Source organism: Ramlibacter sp. (assembly GCF_036383835.1).
GTDB lineage: Bacteria > Pseudomonadota > Gammaproteobacteria > Burkholderiales > Burkholderiaceae_C > Ramlibacter.
In genome coordinates, this window is the sequence record NZ_DASVNN010000123.1 from 1 (window position 1) to 18464 (window position 18464).

At 70.0% G+C, this 18464-nt stretch carries 15 protein-coding genes and 1 other RNA gene; 6 read left to right on the forward strand and 10 right to left on the reverse strand.

Annotated features, from left to right (window positions below; translation table 11 throughout):
- Positions 1–446, forward strand: a 446-nt coding sequence (locus tag VF522_RS19735; RefSeq protein WP_330910020.1) for a thrombospondin type 3 repeat-containing protein, incomplete at its 5' end; no start/stop codon positions are given.
- A gap of 127 nt (positions 447–573) precedes the next feature.
- On the opposite strand, the gene VF522_RS19740 is transcribed toward VF522_RS19735, so the two are convergent.
- The 7 genes from VF522_RS19740 to dnaX all read right to left on the reverse strand — a co-directional run bounded on the left by VF522_RS19740 (position 574) and on the right by dnaX (position 6579).
- Positions 574–1407, reverse strand: coding sequence for an ABC transporter permease (locus VF522_RS19740; RefSeq protein ID WP_330910021.1), 834 nt, complete (start codon positions 1405–1407; stop codon positions 574–576).
- Positions 1404–2213, reverse strand: a complete 810-nt coding sequence (locus VF522_RS19745; protein WP_330910022.1) for an ABC transporter ATP-binding protein — start codon at positions 2211–2213, stop codon at positions 1404–1406. Before VF522_RS19745 ends, VF522_RS19740 begins: the two co-directional genes overlap by 4 nt.
- A gap of 9 nt (positions 2214–2222) precedes the next feature.
- Entirely contained in the window at positions 2223–3260 is a 1038-nt protein-coding gene (locus tag VF522_RS19750; RefSeq protein ID WP_330910023.1) for an ABC transporter substrate-binding protein, read from the reverse strand.
- A 126-nt stretch (positions 3261–3386) separates the two neighbouring features.
- Positions 3387–3803, reverse strand: a complete 417-nt coding sequence (locus tag VF522_RS19755; RefSeq protein ID WP_330910034.1) for an MAPEG family protein — start codon at positions 3801–3803, stop codon at positions 3387–3389.
- Positions 3804–3809: 6 nt separating this feature from the next.
- Positions 3810–4403: a recombination mediator RecR gene (gene recR, locus VF522_RS19760; RefSeq protein WP_330910024.1), complete on the reverse strand. Its 594-nt coding sequence runs from the start codon at positions 4401–4403 to the stop codon at positions 3810–3812.
- A 4-nt stretch (positions 4404–4407) separates the two neighbouring features.
- A complete protein-coding gene (locus tag VF522_RS19765) occupies positions 4408–4731 on the reverse strand; it encodes a YbaB/EbfC family nucleoid-associated protein (RefSeq protein ID WP_330910025.1) in 324 nt (107 codons plus the stop codon).
- A 9-nt stretch (positions 4732–4740) separates the two neighbouring features.
- Entirely contained in the window at positions 4741–6579 is a 1839-nt protein-coding gene (gene dnaX, locus VF522_RS19770) for a DNA polymerase III subunit gamma/tau (RefSeq protein ID WP_330910026.1), read from the reverse strand.
- 65 nt (positions 6580–6644) lie between these two features.
- On the opposite strand from dnaX, the gene ffs reads away from it, so the two are divergent.
- The 3 genes from ffs (at position 6645) to VF522_RS19785 (ending at position 8166) form a co-directional block, all read left to right on the forward strand.
- An RNA gene (ffs, locus tag VF522_RS19775) (signal recognition particle sRNA small type) lies at positions 6645–6741 on the forward strand.
- A gap of 145 nt (positions 6742–6886) precedes the next feature.
- Complete coding sequence (locus VF522_RS19780; protein WP_330910027.1) at positions 6887–7351, forward strand: hypothetical protein; 465 nt, start codon at positions 6887–6889, stop codon at positions 7349–7351.
- 185 nt (positions 7352–7536) lie between these two features.
- Positions 7537–8166, forward strand: a complete 630-nt coding sequence (locus VF522_RS19785) for a hypothetical protein (RefSeq protein ID WP_330910028.1) — start codon at positions 7537–7539, stop codon at positions 8164–8166.
- Between the two features lie 60 nt (positions 8167–8226).
- Here VF522_RS19785 and VF522_RS19790 read toward each other — a convergent pair whose 3' ends face one another.
- The 3 genes from VF522_RS19790 to VF522_RS19800 are packed head-to-tail and all read right to left on the reverse strand — an operon-like array spanning position 8227 to position 16182.
- A complete protein-coding gene (locus tag VF522_RS19790; RefSeq protein ID WP_330910029.1) occupies positions 8227–10470 on the reverse strand; it encodes an ATP-binding protein in 2244 nt (747 codons plus the stop codon).
- Positions 10467–13706 (reverse strand): UvrD-helicase domain-containing protein, encoded by a 3240-nt coding sequence (locus VF522_RS19795; RefSeq protein ID WP_330910030.1) that lies wholly within the window; start codon positions 13704–13706, stop codon positions 10467–10469. The genes VF522_RS19790 and VF522_RS19795 overlap by 4 nt, the downstream gene beginning before the upstream one ends.
- Positions 13707–13710: 4 nt before the next feature.
- Positions 13711–16182 carry a PD-(D/E)XK nuclease family protein gene (locus tag VF522_RS19800; RefSeq protein WP_330910031.1) on the reverse strand — a complete coding sequence of 824 codons (2472 nt, stop codon included), beginning with the start codon at positions 16180–16182 and terminating at the stop codon, positions 13711–13713.
- 153 nt (positions 16183–16335) lie between these two features.
- Between VF522_RS19800 and trxA the strand changes: the two genes are divergently transcribed.
- A complete protein-coding gene (gene trxA, locus VF522_RS19805; RefSeq protein WP_330910032.1) occupies positions 16336–16668 on the forward strand; it encodes a thioredoxin TrxA in 333 nt (110 codons plus the stop codon).
- 180 nt (positions 16669–16848) lie between these two features.
- Positions 16849–18114, forward strand: coding sequence for a transcription termination factor Rho (gene rho, locus VF522_RS19810; protein WP_330910033.1), 1266 nt, complete (start codon positions 16849–16851; stop codon positions 18112–18114).
- Positions 18115–18464 lie beyond the last annotated feature (350 nt).

Here is an 18464-nt window from a genome sequence, read left to right on the forward strand (position 1 = left end):
AGACCCTTTACGGAGCCCTCGTCGCCACGTCCCTGATGGCCTTCGGCGGCCTGGCCCACGCGCAGCAGCTTCCGCCCAACGGCGACCTGGACCGCGACGGCATCGTGAACCGCCTGGACAACGACCGTGACGGCGACGGCATCGCGAACAAGAGCGACCCGCAGCCGAACATCTTCAACCGCACCCGCATCGCGCCGCACGCGCACGACATGGACGGCGACGGCATCGCCGACCGCAGCGACCGTGACCGCGACGGCGACGGCATCGCCAACGCGCGCGACCCGAACCCGAACGTGCCGAACCGCGTGGCGCGCGTGAACCGCGGCCACGGGCCCAACGGCGACATGGACCGCGACGGCGTCCGGAACCGCTACGACCGCGATCGCGACGGCGACGGCGTGGCGAATGCGCGGGACCGGTTCCCGGACAACTTCCGCCGGGCGTAACGTTGCACGTCATCCCCGCCTCCCCGTCATTCCCGCGGAGGCGGGAATCCAGAGCTTCCACGAACAAAGCGGCCGACGGCCGCTTTGTTTTTCAATGCCCTGGGTCCCCGCCTGCGCGGGGATGACGCTATAGCTTCTCCGTCTCCCCTGCCCTCGGCTGCCACTTCATCAGCCTACCCTCGATCCTCCCCACCAGCCCATCCAGCGCCAGCGCGAACGCCGTGAGCACCACGATGCCCGCGAACACCGTGTTCACGTCGAAGGTGCCTTCCGCCTGCAGGATCAGGTAGCCCACGCCGCGCGCCGACCCCAGGTACTCGCCCACCACCGCACCGACGAAGGCCAGCCCCACCGACGTGTGCAGGCTGGAGAACACCCAACTGGTCGCACTGGGCAGGTACACCGTGCGCAGCAGCTGCTTCCGGTTCGCGCCCAGCATGCGCGCATTGGCCAGCACCACCGGGCTCACCTCGCGCACGCCCTGGTAGACGTTGAAGAACACGATGAAGAACACCAGCGTCACCGCGAGGGCCACCTTGCTCCAGATGCCCAGGCCGAACCACAGCGCGAAGATCGGCGCCAGGATCACCCGCGGCATCGAGTTGAGTCCCTTGATGTAGGGATCGAAGATCGCGCTGGCCGTCGGCGCGAGCGCCAGCCACAGGCCCACGACGAGGCCCAGCACGGTGCCGATGGCGAAGGCGAGCAGCGTCTCCAGCAGCGTCACGCCCAGGTGCAGGTAGATGTCGGCGCGGCCCGGCAGGCCCTCGGGGAACAGGGCGTTGGCGGGCAGCTCCAGCGGCAGGAACCAGGACCACACACGCCCCGCCACCTTGACCGGCTCGCCGATGAAGAAGGCCGTCTGCTCGTTGCGCGACGCCGCGTGCCACAGCACCAGCACCACCATCAGCACGCCGATCTGCCATGCGCGCAGGTTGCGTTCGTTCGGGCGAAAGCTCATGCCGCCTTCTTCAGTTGCTGCGCGTAGCCTTCCAGGACTTCGTCGCGCAGCACCGACCAGATGCGGGAATGCAACTCCACGAAGCGCGGATCGCCGCGCACTTCGGCGACGTCCCGCGGCCGCGGCAGGTCGATCGCGAACTCGCCGATGGGACGCGTGGCCGGGCCGGCCGACAGCACGACGACGCGGTCGCTCATCGCGATCGCCTCGTCGAGGTCATGCGTGATGAACAGCACCGCCTTGCGCTTGGCCGCCCACAGCGCCAGCACTTCGTTCTCCATCAGCTGCCGCGTCTGGATGTCCAGCGCGCTGAAGGGTTCGTCCATGAGGATGATGTCGGGGTCGAGCGCGAGTGTCTGCGCCAGCGCCGTGCGCTTGCGCATGCCGCCCGAGAGCTGGTGCGGATAGCGGTCGCCGAATCCCGCGAGGCCCACGCGCTCCAGCCAGGACTGCGCCTGCTCGCGCGCTTCGGCGTCGGACACGCCGCGGTACTGCAGGCCCACCATCACGTTGTCGATCGCGCTGCGCCAGGGCATCAGCGCGTCGCTCTGGAACATGTAGCCGGCGCGCCGGTTGATGCCCGCGAGGAGTTCGCCGAACACGCGGACCTCGCCGGCCGAAGGCTGCAGCAGCCCGGCGCCGACGTTCAACAAAGTGGACTTGCCGCAGCCCGTGGGGCCGACCACCGAGACGAACTCGCCGGCGCCGACCTTCAGCGTCGTTTCGGCGACGGCGGTGTAGCGCTGCCCACGCTCCTCGCGGGAGCGGAAGGTGACGGTGACGTCATTGAGCTCGAGCGCGTGCACTCGAGACGCTCAAGCCTTGAACTTCTCTTTCGCGCGGCGCGCGAAGTCGTTGGTGAAGGTCCGGCCCAGCTCGATCTTGCCTTCCTTCACGCCGGGATCGAAGCTGGCCAGCGCGCGCAGCGCCGTCTTCGGGCCGTCGTCGGGCAGCAGGCCGTCGATGGCGATCGCTTCGCGGATCTTGGCGAAGGAAGCGAGGTACAGCGCGCGGTCGCCCAGCAGGTAGGACTCGGGCACCGTCTTGATGATGTCGCTCGGGCCGGCGGTCTGCAGCCACTTGAGGCCGTGCACGATCGCATTGGCCAGCGACTGGCAGGTGTTGGGGTGCTTCTGCACGTACTCCGCCGGCGCGTAGAGGCAGGCGGCGGGCATCGGGCCGCCGAACACTTCCTGCGTGCCCTTCAGCGTGCGCGTGTCGCTGATGATCTTCACGTCGCCCTTCTGCTCCAGCATGGTCATCACCGGGTCGGTGTTGCACATGGCGTCGATCTGGCCGGAGCGCAGCGCGGCCAGCGCGCCGGCGGAGGTGCCCACGCCGATGAAGCTGACGTCGCTGGCCTTCAGGCCGGCGCGCGAGAGCACCAGGTTGGCCACCATGTTGGTCGACGAGCCGGGGGCCGTCACGCCGATCTTCCTGCCGCGCAGGTCCGCCACGCCGCGGTAGCCCGGCATGCCCTTCGTGGAGACGCCCATCGCGATCTGCGGTGCGCGCCCCTGCAGCACGAAGGACTGGAACATCTGGTTCTTGCTTTGCAGGTTGATGGTGTGCTCGTAGGCGCCGCTCACCACGTCGGCGGAGCCGCCCACCACCGCCTGCAGCGCACGCGAGCCGCCGGCGAAGTCCGAGATCTCGACGTCGAGGCCTTCCGCCTTGAAGTAGCCGAGCTGTTCCGCGATGGTCAGCGGCAGGTAGTAGAACGCCGCCTTGCCGCCGACGGCGATCGACACCTTCGTCTTCTCCGGCTTGCCCTGGGCGCGCAGCGACGGCGCGGCAACCGCCGCGGCCGCCAGCAGCGTGAACTGCCGCCGGCTCAGGGATGCTCTCGTCATCTGTGGACCTCTCTTTTCGTCTTGTTCTCGGGATGAGGAGAGGTTAGTGGGCGTGTTGCGCCGCCGCATCGGGACGATCCCGTGCGGGTTTCCACGTAACGCGAGAGGAGGAAGCGTGTCGGGACGCTACCAGCGCACGGCGCTGAGGAAGATGCCGAGGTTCGCGAGCAGCGCGAGGGTCCACATGGCGGAGCGCACGGTGCCGAGGCCCGCGACGTACATCGCGATGTAGATGATGCGCAGCGTGATGAACAGCACCGCCAGGATGTCGAGCCGCGTCTGCGGCGCGCCCAGCTGGTGGGCGATGATCACCGCGCCGATGAAGAAGGGCAGCGCCTCGAAGCTGTTGGCCTGCGCCGCGTCCGCCCGCGCCTTCCAGCCCTGCTGCCGCCCGAGCCAGGCGCGCGGCTCGTCGTTGTCGAAGCCGCCCTTGCTGCGCGGCTTGCCGAAGTCCTGGTGCTTGGCCAGCCACGAGCACACGAAAGGCAGCAGCGCCGCGATCAGCACGCACCAGTACGCCACCGTCATGCGCGCGTAAGTCATCGTCATTTACCTCGTCCTCCTGTCCACCAGCGCGTGCGCGATGGTCCCCAAGTCCACATATTCGAGTTCGCTGCCGGCCGGCACGCCGCGCGCGAGGCGCGTCACCTTCAGCCCGCGCTGCTTGAGCGCCTCCGCGATCACGTGCGCCGTGGCCTCACCCTCCGCGGTGAAGTTGGTGGCGAGGATCACCTCCTGCACCTCGCCGGCGGTGGCGCGCGCGAACAGCTTGTCCAGCCCGATGTCCTTCGGGCCGATGCCGTCCAGCGGGCTCAGCTTTCCCATCAGCACGAAATAGAGGCCGTTGAAGGCCTGCGTGCGCTCCAGCGCCGCCTGGTCGGCGGGCGTCTCCACCACGCACAGCTTGCTGCGGTCCCGCTGCGGACTGCGGCAGGTCGCGCACACCTCGTCTTCCGTGAAGGTGTGGCACTCGCGGCAATGGCGGATGTTGCCCGCCGCCTGCTCCAGCGCGCGCGCCAGCACGCGGGCGCCCTCGCGGTCGTGCTGCAGCATGTGGAAGGCCATGCGCGAAGCGGACTTGACGCCCACCCCGGGAAGGCGCCGCAGCGCCTCGATCAGTGCCTGGAGGGAAGGTTCTGCCAATGCTTCAGAAAGGCAGCTTCATGCCGGGGGGGAGACCCGCGGTCAGCTTGCCCATCTTCTCCTGGCTGGTCTCTTCGGCCTTGCGCACCGCGGCGTTGAACGCGGCGGCCACGAGGTCCTCCAGCATGTCCTTGTCCTCGCCCAGCAGGCTGGGGTCGATGGTGACGCGCTTGACGTCGTGCTTGCAGGTCATGACGACCTTCACGAGGCCGGCGCCGGATTCGCCGCTCACCTCGATGAGCGCCAGTTCCTCCTGCGCCTTCTTCAGGTTGTCCTGCATCGCCTGCGCCTGCTTCATCAGGCCGGCCAACTGTCCCTTGTTGAACATGGTGCTCTCTCAGTTCTCTCGCTGTTTCTCGACGGGTTTGATGCTGCCGGGGACGATTTTCGCCCCAAAGTCACGCTGCATCCGCTGCACGAAAGGATCGTTCAGGATGATCTGTTCTGCCGCACGCTGCCGCTCCGCCGCCGCGACGGCGTTGCGCCGCGCCGGACTATCGCTGATGGCGCCGACCTCGACCGAGATGTCGACGGCATGGCCCGCGGCGTGCAGGGCGGCCTTCAGCCGCTCGCGGCTGGTGGGCTGGTTCAGCGATTCGCGCTCCACCCGCAGCATCCAGTGGCCCTCGTCGCGGGCGACCAGCTGCGCCTGCAGCGCGAGTTCGCGCACGAGGGCGGTGATGGCTTCGCGTTCGACCAGTTGCTGCACGGTGGCCTGCCAGAAGTCGCCTTCGGGGGTGGGCGTGACGGTGGGGACCGTCGTGGTCGGCTCGCGTTGCGGCTCGGGCTGCACGCGCACGGGGACGCCCATGACGTCGCTCGTTTCGCGTGCAGGCACGTTGCGCGGAGGGGCCTGGCGCGGCTCCACGACGGGCAGGACGTGGCCGGGAGGGGCGGTGGGGCGTGGGGCGGGCGCCGTTGCGTCGGGGTTCGCCTTCGGGCTCACCGCCGACCTACGGGGCTCCATCTCCGCCGATTCGACATTCGTAGGTCGGGGTGACGCAGGAACCCCGACGCTCTGCGCAGGCTGGGGTGCAACCCCAGCGCCCTGGCCACTATTCAGAGTTTTTTTTTCAGCCTGCGGCTTGAACGCCAGCAACCGCAGCAACACCATCGTCAGCGCCGCGTATTCGTCCGGCGCCAATCCCAGCTCCGCCCGCCCGTGCAGGCAGATGCTGTAAAGCAGCTGCGTCTCGTCCGCCGGCATCAGCGCCGCCAGGCGCGCGATCGTGGCGCCCTCTTCGTCGCTGGTGTCCGCCGCATTCGGCACGGCCTGCAGCACCGCCATGCGCTGCAGCACCATGCTCATCTCCTCCAGCGCGGCGCCGGCCGACAGGCCATGTACGCGCAGCGCCTCGGAGGTGTCCACCACCGACTTGCCGTCGCCCTGCGCCAGCGCCTCGACGAGACGGAACACGTGGCTGCGGTCGACGCTTCCCAGCATCGTCCGCACCGCGGTCTCCTGCAGCTGGCCGCCGCCGAAGGCGATCGCCTGGTCGGTCAGCGACAGCGCATCGCGCATCGAACCGCGCGCCGCGCGCGACAGCAGCCGCAGCGCCTGCGCATCCGCGGGCACGGCTTCGGCTTCGAGCACGCGCGCGAGGTGCTCCTGCACGGTCTCGGGCGCCATCGGCCGCAGGTTGAACTGCAGGCAGCGGGACAGCACCGTCACCGGCACCTTCTGCGGATCGGTCGTGGCCAGCACGAACTTCAGGTATTCCGGCGGCTCCTCCAGCGTCTTCAGCATCGCGTTGAAGGCGTGGCCCGTGAGCATGTGCACTTCGTCGATCATGAAGACCTTGAAGCGGCCCTGCACCGGCTTGTAGACCGCCTGCTCCAGCAGCGACTGCACTTCGTCGACGCCGCGGTTGGACGCGGCATCGAGCTCGGTGTAGTCGACGAAGCGGCCGCTGTCGATGTCGGTGCAGGCCTGGCAGACGCCGCAGGGCGTGGAGGTGATGCCGCCCTGGCCGTCGGGGCCCTGGCAGTTGAGCGACTTGGCGAGGATGCGCGAGACGGTGGTCTTGCCCACGCCGCGCGTGCCGGTGAACAGGTAGGCGTGGTGCAGCCGCTGCTGCTCCAGCGCATTCGTCAGCGCCTGCACCACGTGCTCCTGGCCCACCATCTGGCTGAAGGTCCGGGGCCGGTACTTCCGGGCGAGCACGAGATACGACATTCCGTCGATTCTAAAGGCGCCCCCGCGCGAGCTCGGCCTTGCCCGCGTAGCCTACAATCCGCGGTGACGGGCCTCCCCGCATGGTGAAGCGGCCAAACGGGTCAGGTGGGGAACCAAGCAGCCCTAACTGTGGAGCCAGTGCCGGGGGTAAGGCTCGTCAACTTCCCTTCTTCCGATCGTTGCGCCGCGTCCCAGCCGCGCCTCTCCGCGCCCATTTGCGTGCGGTATTTGGCACTTCGTCCCCACGCGGAGGATTCCGAAGGTCGCAACATCCGCTTACATTCCTCGGGTAGGAGAGAGGAATCCCGTGAGCAAGTCCATCCATCCGGCAGCGATGCGGGACGAGGAGCGTGCGCTGGAAGTCGTCGAGAAGAACACCGACACGTCCTGGGCCATGTTCCAGACCATCACCCACCAGCAGGAGCGCGGCTTCGAGAAGACGCGTCCGACCGGTCTCGACGTGCAGAAACAGGGCGCCGATACGTCCGCCATCGCCACGCTCGACGAGGTGCTGGTGGAAGTGCGCCGCAACAACCGCGTGTGCCCCCTGCCCACGGTGTGGATGCGCGTCCACGCCCTGCTCCCGAACAAGCCGCCGCACCTGCCCGGCGTGCCGGCCACCCGCGAGGAGTGGTCCCGCACGCCGTCGCTGCAGAAGCGCGCGCGCCTGCGCGAACACATCGAGTGGGCCGCCAGCCAGGGCGTGCTGCCGCAGATCCACGAAGTGCTGCGCGCCTTGCCCGAGAACAAGTGGCACCACATGGGTGAATGAGCGCATCCCGCGCGTGCGTCGCCTGAACGGTAGAGCCAGCTTCCCTCCCCTTCCTCGCGTCTGACCGGTGTACGCCAACAGGCTGACGCCGGATCGCTTACTTCTTACAGATTTCGCGACCGCGATCCCACAAACTTCCAGCAATGGCCGCGCCTAGACTGCGCCCCATCACTGGGAGGTGAGCCATGGAGAAGCAGGTCGCAAGGGTCGGTGAAGTCGCCGGCCGTCATGCCAAGGCAATGGGTCCCTGGGCTGCACTGGCCCTCGCCGGCCTCGCCGCGTGTCCCGCGGCGTGGGCCGACGACACGGGCAGAGAACCCGCGGAAGCCCTCGTCGTCGCCGACGCCCGCACGGGGCAGCGTCCCGTGCGGGTCGAGGTGCAGACCAGCGCCCTGCCCCGGTTCGATGCGCAGGAAGGCGGCTTCCAGGCGCCGCGCGTGGACTTCTCGCTGTTTCCGAGCCAGCGCGCGCGCTTCGGCGCGGTGGTGGGCATGAGCGGCTTCGGCCCGCGCCAGCCGAACGGCCTCGGGTTCGCGCCGCAGTCGCCCAGCTTCGACCTCGGCGTGCGCTGGACGCACAAGCAGATCGACGTGACCGCCTGGCGGCGCGTCAACGCCGCCGACGACGCCTACTCCCAGATCATGGAGCAGCAGGCCGTGTACGGCGCGCGCGTGGAGATGAACATCAAGCCCGCATCGCCTTCGCTGTTCGGGATCGACAAGGGCTTCCTCGGCGTGCAGCTGGAAAGCGGCGCGCGCATCAGCGTCAAGCGCAAGAACGGCGGCCCGATGATCTACTACCGCCAGACCTTCTGAAGCGCGCTGCCCGCTCTTCTCCCTCGCGGCCAGGTCCCGGGACCTGGCCTTTTTCATGCCTCAACCGGCCAGCGCGGGGAGCTCGAAGAAGAACTCGGTGCGCACGTCGGGCTCGCTCGTGAAGGCGAGCTTGCCGCCGTGCGCCTCGACGATGCTGCGGCAGATCGCGAGGCCCAGGCCGGTGCCGCCCTTGGCGCGCCGGTCCGATGCGTCCGCCTGGGCGAAGCGCTGGAACATGCGGTCGCGGAACTCCGGCGGCACGCCGGGCCCGGTGTCCGCCACGCCCACGCGCGCGAGGCCGTCGTGCTCCTGCAGCGTGACCTGCACCACCGCTCCCTTCGGCGAGAACTTCGCCGCGTTCGACAGCAGGTTCACGCACACCTGCACGATGCGATCGGCGTCGGCATGCACGCGCGGCTCGGCCCCAGCCTGCAGCTCGATGCGCACGCGCAGGCCCTCGGCATAGGCCTGCGTGTCCCGGATGGCCTGCTCCACCAGCGCGCGCAGCGGCTGCGGCTGCATGCGGTATTCGATCTTGCCGGAGGCGATCTTCTCCAGGTCCAGCATGTCGTTGATCAGGCGCACCAGGCGGTCGGTGCTTTCGTGCGAGATCGCGAGCAGCTGCTTCGCCTCCTCCGGCAGTTCGCCCGCCATGCCGGACGTCAGCAGGTTCAGCGATCCGTAGATCGCGGTGAGCGGCGTGCGCAGTTCGTGCGAGACGGTGGAGACGAACTCGTCCTTCATCCGCTCGACTTCCTTGCGGTGCGAAATGTCGTGGATGAAGGCGGTCAGGAAGCGCTCGTCGCCGGTGTTCACGAGGCCGATGCGCAGTTCGACCGGGATCTCGCGCCCGCTGCGGTCCACCAGCACCCGTTCGATGCCGTGCTCCATGGAGCCCGAAACACCGGTGCGCTGGTACTGTTCCAGCGCCGCCCCGAAGCTGTCGGCGAAGCGCTCCGGCACCAGCAGTTCGCCCGCGTTGCGGCCGATCGCCTCCTCGCGCGCCCAGCCGAAGACCGCCTCGGCGCGGGTGCTCCAGTCGGTGACCCGCCCCTGCAGGTCGATGCCCACGAAGGGATCGAGCGCGCTTTCGATGATGGTCTGGGTGCGCTGCTCGCTATGGCGCACGCGCTCGAAGGCTTCCCGCAGTTCCGCGGTGCGCTGTTCCACGCGCTGCTCCAGGCCCGCGTTCAGCTCGCGCAGCGCCTCGGACTGCTCGCGCAGCTTGCCGACCATGCCGTCCAGCGCGGAGCCGAGCACCTCCACCTCGCGGTACGCATGGGAAGGCCGCACCGCGACGGACTCGCCCTGCTCGAGGCGCCGCGCGGTGTCCGCCAGCTCCAGCAGCGGGCGCGTGACCGCCCGCGACGCCAGCCAGCCGATCAGCGAGAACAGCACCGCCAGCGTCGCGCCCCAGGCGAGCACCTGCGCCTGGATGCGGCGCAGCGGCGCGTAGGCCACTTCCAGCGGCTGCCGCACCAGCACGCGCCAGCCGAGGCCGGGCGAGGACAGGTAGCCCTTGCTGGCCGCGTAGCCCGCCAGGTAGCGCTTGCCGTCGGGCCACATCTCGACGTTGTGGCCGCGGGCGTTGCCGGCGCGATCGAGGCTGGCCAGCACGAGCCGGCCTCCCTCCATCTGGGGGGGCCCGAGGAGCACATAGCCGTCGGTGTTGACGATCAGCACCTCCACTTCGCTGCTCGATCCGAAGATCGCCTGGCGCACGTCCTTGGCCCAGTCCCACGACACGTGCGCGCCCAGCACGCCGGTGGGGCCGGTGCCGCCACGCAGCGGGAAGGCGACGTCGAAGAAGCGCTGCGGCTCGCCGTCGGCGCCGGGCGGCACCAGCTTGGCCAGCAGCACGGCCTCGTGCACGTCGCCGAGGTGGATGCCGGAATGGGCGTTGGCGAACCAGGGGCGCTGCGACACGTCCTGTCCCTTGAGCAGGCCGCCGCTGGCCGCCCGCACGGTGCCGCGTGCATCGGCGACGCCGAGCCAGGCATAGAAGCGGTAGGTCTCCTTCGCCGCGTCGAGCTCGGCCTGCACCTCCTCCCAGCTTCCCAGGCGCGCCAGGCGCGAGGACATCAGCTGGATCTCGCGGTAGCGCTCGAACATCGCGCGGTCCAGCCGGTTGGCGGTCTGCGCGGCGCGTTCGGCGAGGCCGGTGCCGATCGATGCGGCGACGCCCTCGCTGGCGGTGCGCTCGATCACCATGATCATCAGGACGGTCAGCAGGATGGTGAGCGCGGAGGAGGCCAGCGCGAGGTACTTGCCCAGCGCCCACAGTCCTTCGGAGGATCGTTTCATGCCAGCACCACCATGGCTCCGTCCGCGGTGAGGAAGGCGGCGCGCACCGGCGCCCCGCCATGGGCGGCGGCGATGGCCTCGCGGTAGCGGCGCATCTGCGCCACCAGCTGCGGCTGGCGCTGCGGCTGGGCGGCGGACTTGAAGTCCAGCACCCACCACTCGCCGCTGTCGCGCCTGCGCACCAGCCGGTCCAGGCGCAGCAGCTCGCCCTCGAAATGCAGCTCCACCTCGTTGCCCTGCCAGTCGACGTGCGCGGGGTCCCAGGTCCAGGAGCCCTCGCCGTGCAGGATGCGCTGCGCCATCGCCGCGGCCTGCTGCACCCCGGCCGCATCGAGCGCGAAGCTGCGCTCGACCTCGCGCAGTTGCGCTGGCCCGAGCCCGGTGCGCGGCTGCCAGGTTTCCAGCAGGCGGTGCATGGCTTCGCCGAGGCGGGACCTGTCGCTGCCTTCCGGCGCCGCCGGACGCAGCCTCTCGATGGTGGCCGGCTGCGCGGCCCCGGGCACCACGCGCAGCGTGAAGCTGTCGTCGCCGAGGGCCGCATCGACGAAAGGCTGCGCCTGCGCGGGCATCTCCAGCGGCACGGCACAGGGCAGCAGGCGCTGCCACCAGGTCGGCGCCTGCGGGGCGCCCGAGGGCACCACCGAGGAGATCACCAGCTGGCGTTCGGCGCGCGTCATCGCCACGTACAGCGCGTTGAGTTCCTCGCGGGCGCGGGCCACCTGCTCCACCGCGAGCGCCTCGGCGCTGCAGGCCGGCGGCCGGGTCTCGCTCGCCAGGAAGGCGAAGCGCCAGGGCGCCGGCGCCTCGCCGGGCCATTCGCACAGCGCGCCCATGCTTTCGGGCCGCGAAGGGGCGCCGTCGGTGTCCAGCAGCAGCACGATGTGCGCTTCCAGGCCCTTGGCGCCGTGCACGGTGAGCAGCCGCACCACGTTCTCGGCCGCGATCGCCGGCCCGCGGATGCCGCCGGCCTTGAGCGCGCGCACGAAGGCATAGGGCGTGAGGTAGCGGCCGCCGCCCACCTGCAGGGCCGCGCCCAGCAGCGCGTGCAGGTTGGCGAGCACGCTCGCGCGCAGCGCCGGCGGCGCGCTGCGGGCGAAGCGGGCCAGCACGTCGCCGTCGTCGTAGATCGCCTGCAGCGCGTCGTGCGGCGGCAGCGCCTGCACCCAGCGCTGCCAGCGGCGCAGCGTCACGGCGATCTCCGGCAGCGGCTGCGGCAGGTCCTCGCCCTGTTGCAGCAACTCGAACCAGGCGCGCGGCGGACCGTCCTGCGCGGCCGCGCGGGCCCGCAGGGCGAGTTCCACCAGCGTGTCGTCCTCGCAGGAGAACAGGGGCGAGCGCAGCACGCGCGCCAGGGACAGGTCGTGCCCCGGGGAGACCAGCACGTCCAGCAGCGCGGCGAGGTCCTGCACCTCCGGCGCCTCGCACAGGTCGGTCTTCTCCGGCTGCTGCGCGGGGATGTGCAGCGCGCGCAGCTCTTCCTCCATCGCGGACAGCCGTTCGCGCCGGCGCGCCATCACCATCACGTCGCCCGCCTTCACGCCGGCCCGCAGCCGGGTGGCGATCCACGCGGCGGCCTGGCGGCATTCCAGCGAGACGAGCCGCTCCTCGGGCAGCTCGCGCGGCACGGTCAGGCTGTCGCGCCAGACCAGGCCGGCATCGGCGATCGCTTCGGGCGTCGGCCGCGGGATCGGCGGCAGCGCCAGCACGGCGCCGCTCGCCTGCGACTCGGTCGTGTGCGCGCGGAAGTCGGCATAGGCGCCCTCGCCCTGCGCCGCCAGCATCACCGTGTTGACGGCCTGCAGCACGCCCGGCGCGTTGCGGTGCGTGTGGTCGCAGCTGAGGCGGTCGCCGCCCAGCGCGCCGGTGATGAAGTCCTGCGCGGCCCGGAACACCAGCGGTTCGGCGCGGCGGAAACGGTAGATGCTCTGCTTGGGGTCGCCGACGATGAACACGCTGGGACCTTCGCCGCCCGCGCCCGCGTAGCTCGCGAGCCAGGCGTGCAGGGCCTGCCATTGCAGCGCGTTGGTGTCCTGGAATTCGTCGATCAGCAGATGGCGCACCTGCTGGTCGAGCCGCTCCTGCACCCAGCCGGCCAGCACCGGGTCGGACAGCAGCACGTGCGCGGTGCGCTCCACGTCGCTCATGTCCACCCAGCCCTGCTCGCGCTTGAGCGCCCCATAGTTCTCCACCAGCAGCCGGGCCAGCCGCGCGATGCGCCTGTGGTGCAGCCAGGCCTCGTGCTGGTGGAGCGCGGCGCACAGGCGCTGCGCCAGCGCCTGCGCCGTGCGCACGTCCTCGATGCCGGCCAGCTTGTCGTTGAACTTGCGCGGCTCCTGCCTGGCCGTGAGCAGCGCCGAGGCGGCATCGGCGAAACGGCCCGCCGTGACCGCCTCTTCGAGCTCGCGCCCCTTGGCCGAGAAGGTGGGGGCCGAGGCGCGTCCGAGTGCCTGCGACGCCGCATACATCGCCTCGCGCACCCAGGCCTGTCCCAATGCATGTTCCGGGTGTTCGAGGCCCTGGAACTCCTCGAAGGCCGCACCGAAGGGCTGGACCGAATCCTCGACCACGCCGTGCGCATCGGCCATCGCGAACTCGACGCGCTTGGACAACGCCGATTCCAGCGCCTTCAGCGTGTTGAAGCGGCCGTGCGCGGCCACGGAGCCTTCGTAGTCGGCGCGCGCCGCCGGCTCGCGCTCCACGGCCGCATGGAAGCGGCGCCACACCCGCGCCACCGCTTCCTTGTCATCCTCCAGCAGCTCGAAGCGGGTGGGCAGTCCCAGCGACTGCAGCACCGCCACCGGCGCGCCGCGCAGCAAGGCCGCGAACCAGCTGTGGAAGGTGCGGATCTGCACGGGCCGGCCGGCCTGCAGCAGCTGCGCGTAGAGGCCGCGCAGCGCCGCGCGCACCTGCGCATCGGCCTGCGGCAGGCCGCGGGCGGCGAGTTCGCGCGCCAGCAATTCGTCGGGCGCCCCGCTCCATTTCGAGAGCCACTCCTGCAGGCGCTGCCGCATCTCCCCGGCCGCCTTGCGGGTGAAGGTGATGGCGAGGATCTCGTGCGGCTGCGCGCCCGCGAGCAGCGCCCGCAGGATGCGCGAGACCAGCATCCACGTCTTGCCCGCGCCCGCGCAGGCTTCCACCGCGACGTGCCGCCGCGGGTCGCAGGCGATGGCATAGAACCGCTCGCGCGTGACGACGCGGCCGTTGTGTTCGTAGGCTGGGCCCACCGGAATCTGCATCCCCTCACTCACTCCATTGGTCCCTGCGGCAGAGGCCGCGCGCGGCGCAGTAGTCGCATACCCGGCCTTCGCCGAGCGCCGGCAGGGGCGCCCCTTGACCGATGCGCAGCATCTCCGTTTCGATCGCTTCCTTCAGCAGGTGCGCGCCCAGGGCGAGCTCCTCGTGGTCCACCCGCTTCACTTCGCCGCGCTCGCTGATGTTCAGGTAGGCCGCCTGCAACTCGCGCCCGGGCAGCAGCACCGCATAGAACGCGAGCTGCGTGTCCTCCAGCGGCTGCTCCATGCGGTTGCGGGTCGCCTGCAGGCTCTCCGTCTTGTAGTCCATCACCAGCGAGGCGCCGCCGGGAAGCCGGTCGATGCGGTCGATCCGGCCTTCCAGCTTCCACGGGCCCAGCTCCACGCGGTGCTCGCTCTCCGCCGTTTCGAACACGGCGCCGGCGGCTTCGTGCTGCGCGAGCCATTCGAGGTAGCCGTCGCGCACCGCGGGCCAGCCCGCCGCGAAAGGCAGGAACTCGCCTTCGCCCAGGCGCTGGCCGGCGATGCCTTCGCGGGCGATCGCATCGAGCAGCGCGGCGCGTTCGTGGTCCGGCACGGAGCGATCGCGCAAGGTCTCGTGGAAGATCTTCAGCACGTTGTGCAGCCAGGTGCCGAAATCGCGCTTGTCGACTTCGGCCTCCACTTCGTCCGCTTCCTTCAGTCCGAGCATGCGCAAGGCGAAGAAACGGTACGGGCAGCGGCGCAGGTCCTCGTAGCTGCTCGCGGAGAGCTGCCCCGGCACCAGTTGCGGCGCCTTCCCCGCGGGACGCGGGACCGGGTGGCCGGATTCGATCCGTGCGGGCCGTGGATCGTCGGCCCCCTGGCCCAGTCCCTGCACGGCGAGCGCCTGCACCAGCGGGCTGGGCAGGCTGCGCTCGCCGGTGTCGTCGCTCGCGCGCCAGAGCACGTCGGCCCTGGGCGTCTGCAAGGCGTATTGCCAGGCGGCGCGCTGGCTGGCTTCCAGCTCCTCGCGCGCAGGCAATCCCAGCAGCCGGCGCTGCGCCTGCGTCCAGCCGGTGGGCAGTTCGGGCGACGCGGGCAGGCTGCGCTCGTCGCAACCGGGCAGCACCAGCGCCGCGAACGGATGGCCCAGCAACTGGCTCATGGGCAGCACGACGACCTGTTCGTCGCCCGCGTGCGGCGGCACGAAGCTGGCGCTCTCCAGCACGTCGTTGACCCAGGCCGTGAATTCGCGCAGGGTCATGCGGCGCTGGGCCTGCGGCCACGCGGTCCACTCGGCAGCGGCGCCGGCGTCCAGGCGCAGCGCCTCCAGCGTCTTGAGGCCCGCGGCGTCGCTGCGCAACAAATCCCATTGGCCCGACTGCCGCAGCAGTTCGCGCAACGACGGCAGCCATTCCAGCAGCGGGCGCGTCGGCTGCGATGCTTCGCGTGCGGCGGCCACGCGCTGCGCCGCACCGAGCAGCGCCTCGGAGGGGCCCCAGTCGCCATCGCGCAGCATGCGCCATTCGCGCAGGCCGGCACGGCGCACGCGGCGCTCGATGGCCTGCACGAGTCCGGAGCCCATCGCGGGAGAGTTCTTCAGCCAGTCGATCACGGCGTCGGTCGGCGCGTCCCACGCGCAGGCCCGCAGGGCCGTCACCACGTGCGCCGCGGCCCGCGTGGTCGAGAGTTTCCACCCGGTCTCGTCGCGCACGCGCACGCCGCGGGTGAACAGCAGCGCGCCGATGCGGCGCGTCAGCACGCGGTCGGTCGCCCCCAGGGCGACGGGCACGCGGCCTTCCTGCAGGTGGCGCAGCACGCAGGCCGCGGCGCGTTCCGCCTCCTCCGAAGCATCGGTCGCGGCATGCAGCGCGATCGCGCCGGGCGGCGCCTCGTGCGGCAAGGGCCAGGCCAGGCCGCGCTCGCCGAGCTGTTCGAGCAGCGCGCGGGGCACGGGCTCCGACTGGAAGCCCTGCAACACGACGAGCAGGTCGATGTCCTGCGTGAGCGTCCCGTCCAGCATGGGGTCGGTCGCATAGGCCGAGGCCGCCGCCCACTCGAAGGCGATGCGGGCGATCGCCGCCTCGGTGGCCAGCGCGGGCGCTTCCATGCCCTGCAGCCACTGCGGACGCAGGCGCGCGGCCCACGCGGCGCGGTGCGCGGGCGCAACGGCACGCGCGGCTTCGGCGGCCTGCCAGGCGGCTTCCACCAGCAGTCCCGCCAGCGCATCGGCCTGGGCGCGCAAACCGCCCTGCTCCAGCCAGCCGCGCGCCGCCAGCAGGTCGCGGCCGATCTCGAAGGACAGATCGAGCTCGCCGGCCTGCCAGGGACGCTGCCGCGCCCAGTTCAGGGTCGTCTCGAAGCGCGGCGCGAAGCCGGTGGGGGCCAGGCGGACCCAGAACTGCCGCGCCAGCGGCATCAGCTGCGCATAGGGCAGCAGCACGACGGTGCGGGCCGGATGCGCGCCGCGGCCGGCCATGGCCTGCCGCAGGGCCCGCATGAGCTCCTGCCAGTGCCGCGCGGACGGATGGGAAAGTGCTATCGCATCCATAGCAATCGCCCGCCGTTCCCGCACCGGCGGGGGGTCTTGGTTTCTGTCACAATGCCCTGACTGTAGCTGTAGCGGGAAGGAACCCGCCCCCGAGAGGAACACATGGCCAGCGACCTGATCAAGCACATCTCCGACGCCTCCTTCGAATCCGACGTCCTCCAGTCCTCCAAGCCGGTGCTGGTGGATTACTGGGCGGAATGGTGCGGTCCCTGCAAGATGATCGCGCCGATCCTCGACGAGGTCTCCGAGACCTACAAGGACAAGCTGCAGATCGCCAAGATGAACGTCGACGAGAACCGGGACGTCCCGGCCAAGTTCGGCATCCGCGGCATCCCCACCCTGATGCTGTTCAAGGGCGGCCAGCTCGCCGCCACCAAGGTGGGCGCCATGAGCAAGGCGCAGCTGACCGCCTTCCTGGACCAGCAGCTGGCATAAGCCACCGCGATCGTCGACGGGGCCCCGGGCCCCGTTTTCTTTTTTTTGCTGCATAATCCGCCTCATCGCTGATCCGCCGCTGGCAGGCGGGCAGACCGATACCCGGTTCGCAGGGCAACTCTCGCTCCGCACGGAACCTTCCCCCAGACCTTCAAAGAACATCCCCCAAGGGGTCCCTCCATGCACCTGAACGAACTCAAGGCGCTGCACGTCTCGGAAGTCCTCAAGCAGGCCGAAGAGCTCGAGATCGAGAACACCGGCCGCATGCGCAAGCAGGAGCTGATGTTCGCCATCATCAAGAAGCGCGCCCGCGCGGGCGAGCAGGTCTTCGCCGACGGCGTGCTCGAGATCCTGCCCGACGGCTTCGGCTTCCTGCGCAGCCCGGACACCAGCTACACGGCGAGCACGGACGACATCTACATCTCGCCTTCGCAGGTGCGCCGCTTCAACCTGCACACCGGCGACATGATCGAGGGCGAGGTCCGCACGCCCAAGGACGGCGAGCGCTACTTCGCGCTGACCAAGCTGGACTCTGTCAACGGCGGCCCGCCCGAGCAGAACAAGCACAAGGTGATGTTCGAGAACCTGACGCCGCTGTTCCCCAGGGAGCAGATGCGCCTGGAGCGCGACAACTTCAAGGGCGAGGAGAACATCACCAGCCGCATCATCGACATCATCGCGCCCATCGGCAAGGGCCAGCGCGCGCTGCTCGTCGCGCCGCCCAAGAGCGGCAAGACGGTGATGATGCAGCACATCGCGCACGCCATCGCGGCCAACTTCCCCGACAGCTACATGATGGTGCTGCTGGTGGACGAGCGCCCCGAGGAAGTGACCGACATGCAGCGTTCGGTCAAGGGCGAGGTCATCGCCTCCACCTTCGACGAGCCGGCCGCGCGCCACGTGCACGTCGCCGAGATGGTGATCGAGCGCGCCAAGCGCCTGGTGGAACTGAAGAAGGACGTGGTGATCCTGCTGGACTCGATCACCCGCCTCGCCCGTGCCTACAACAACGTCGTGCCCTCGTCCGGCAAGGTGCTGACCGGCGGCGTCGACGCCAACGCGCTGCAGCGCCCGAAGCGCTTCCTGGGCGCCGCGCGCAACGTGGAGGAAGGCGGCTCGCTGACCATCATCGCCACCGCGCTGATCGACACCGGCTCGCGCATGGACGAAGTGATCTTCGAGGAGTTCAAGGGCACCGGCAACAGCGAAATCCACCTGGATCGCCGCCTGTACGAGAAGCGCGTGTTCCCCTCGATCCAGCTCAATCGCTCCGGCACGCGCCGCGAGGAACTGCTGCTGGCCCCCGAGATCCTGCAGAAGACCCGCATCCTGCGCCAGTTCATGTACAACATGGACGAGATCGAGTCGATGGAGATGGTGCTGAAGTCGATGAAGGCCACGAAGACCAACGTGGAGTTCTTCGACATGATGCGCCGCGGCGGATAGCCGACGCGGACGGGCATGGAGTGTATAAAAGCGGCGCAGGAATGCGCCGCTTTTTGTTGCGCGTTGGCCTGCCCGCAGGCCTGCTCGGCTTGCCCACCGTGACGGCCACGATGGATCGGTGGGCGCACCCTAAGGCAGTGCAACGGATTGGTCCATCGCCGCTCTGCCCCGCTGCCAGCCCCCGTGCGGGCGGGGCCGGGGTCGCGCATGAAGGCATGGCGCCTGCGAGGACCGGGCAGGCGGCCCAGCGTGGCTACGAGAGCGCGTAGCGCGTATCGAGCCACGCGCACGTTTCACTCTCGCGGTACCGGTGTCTGAGCGGAGTGTTTGCCCGTGCGCGGGCAAACACG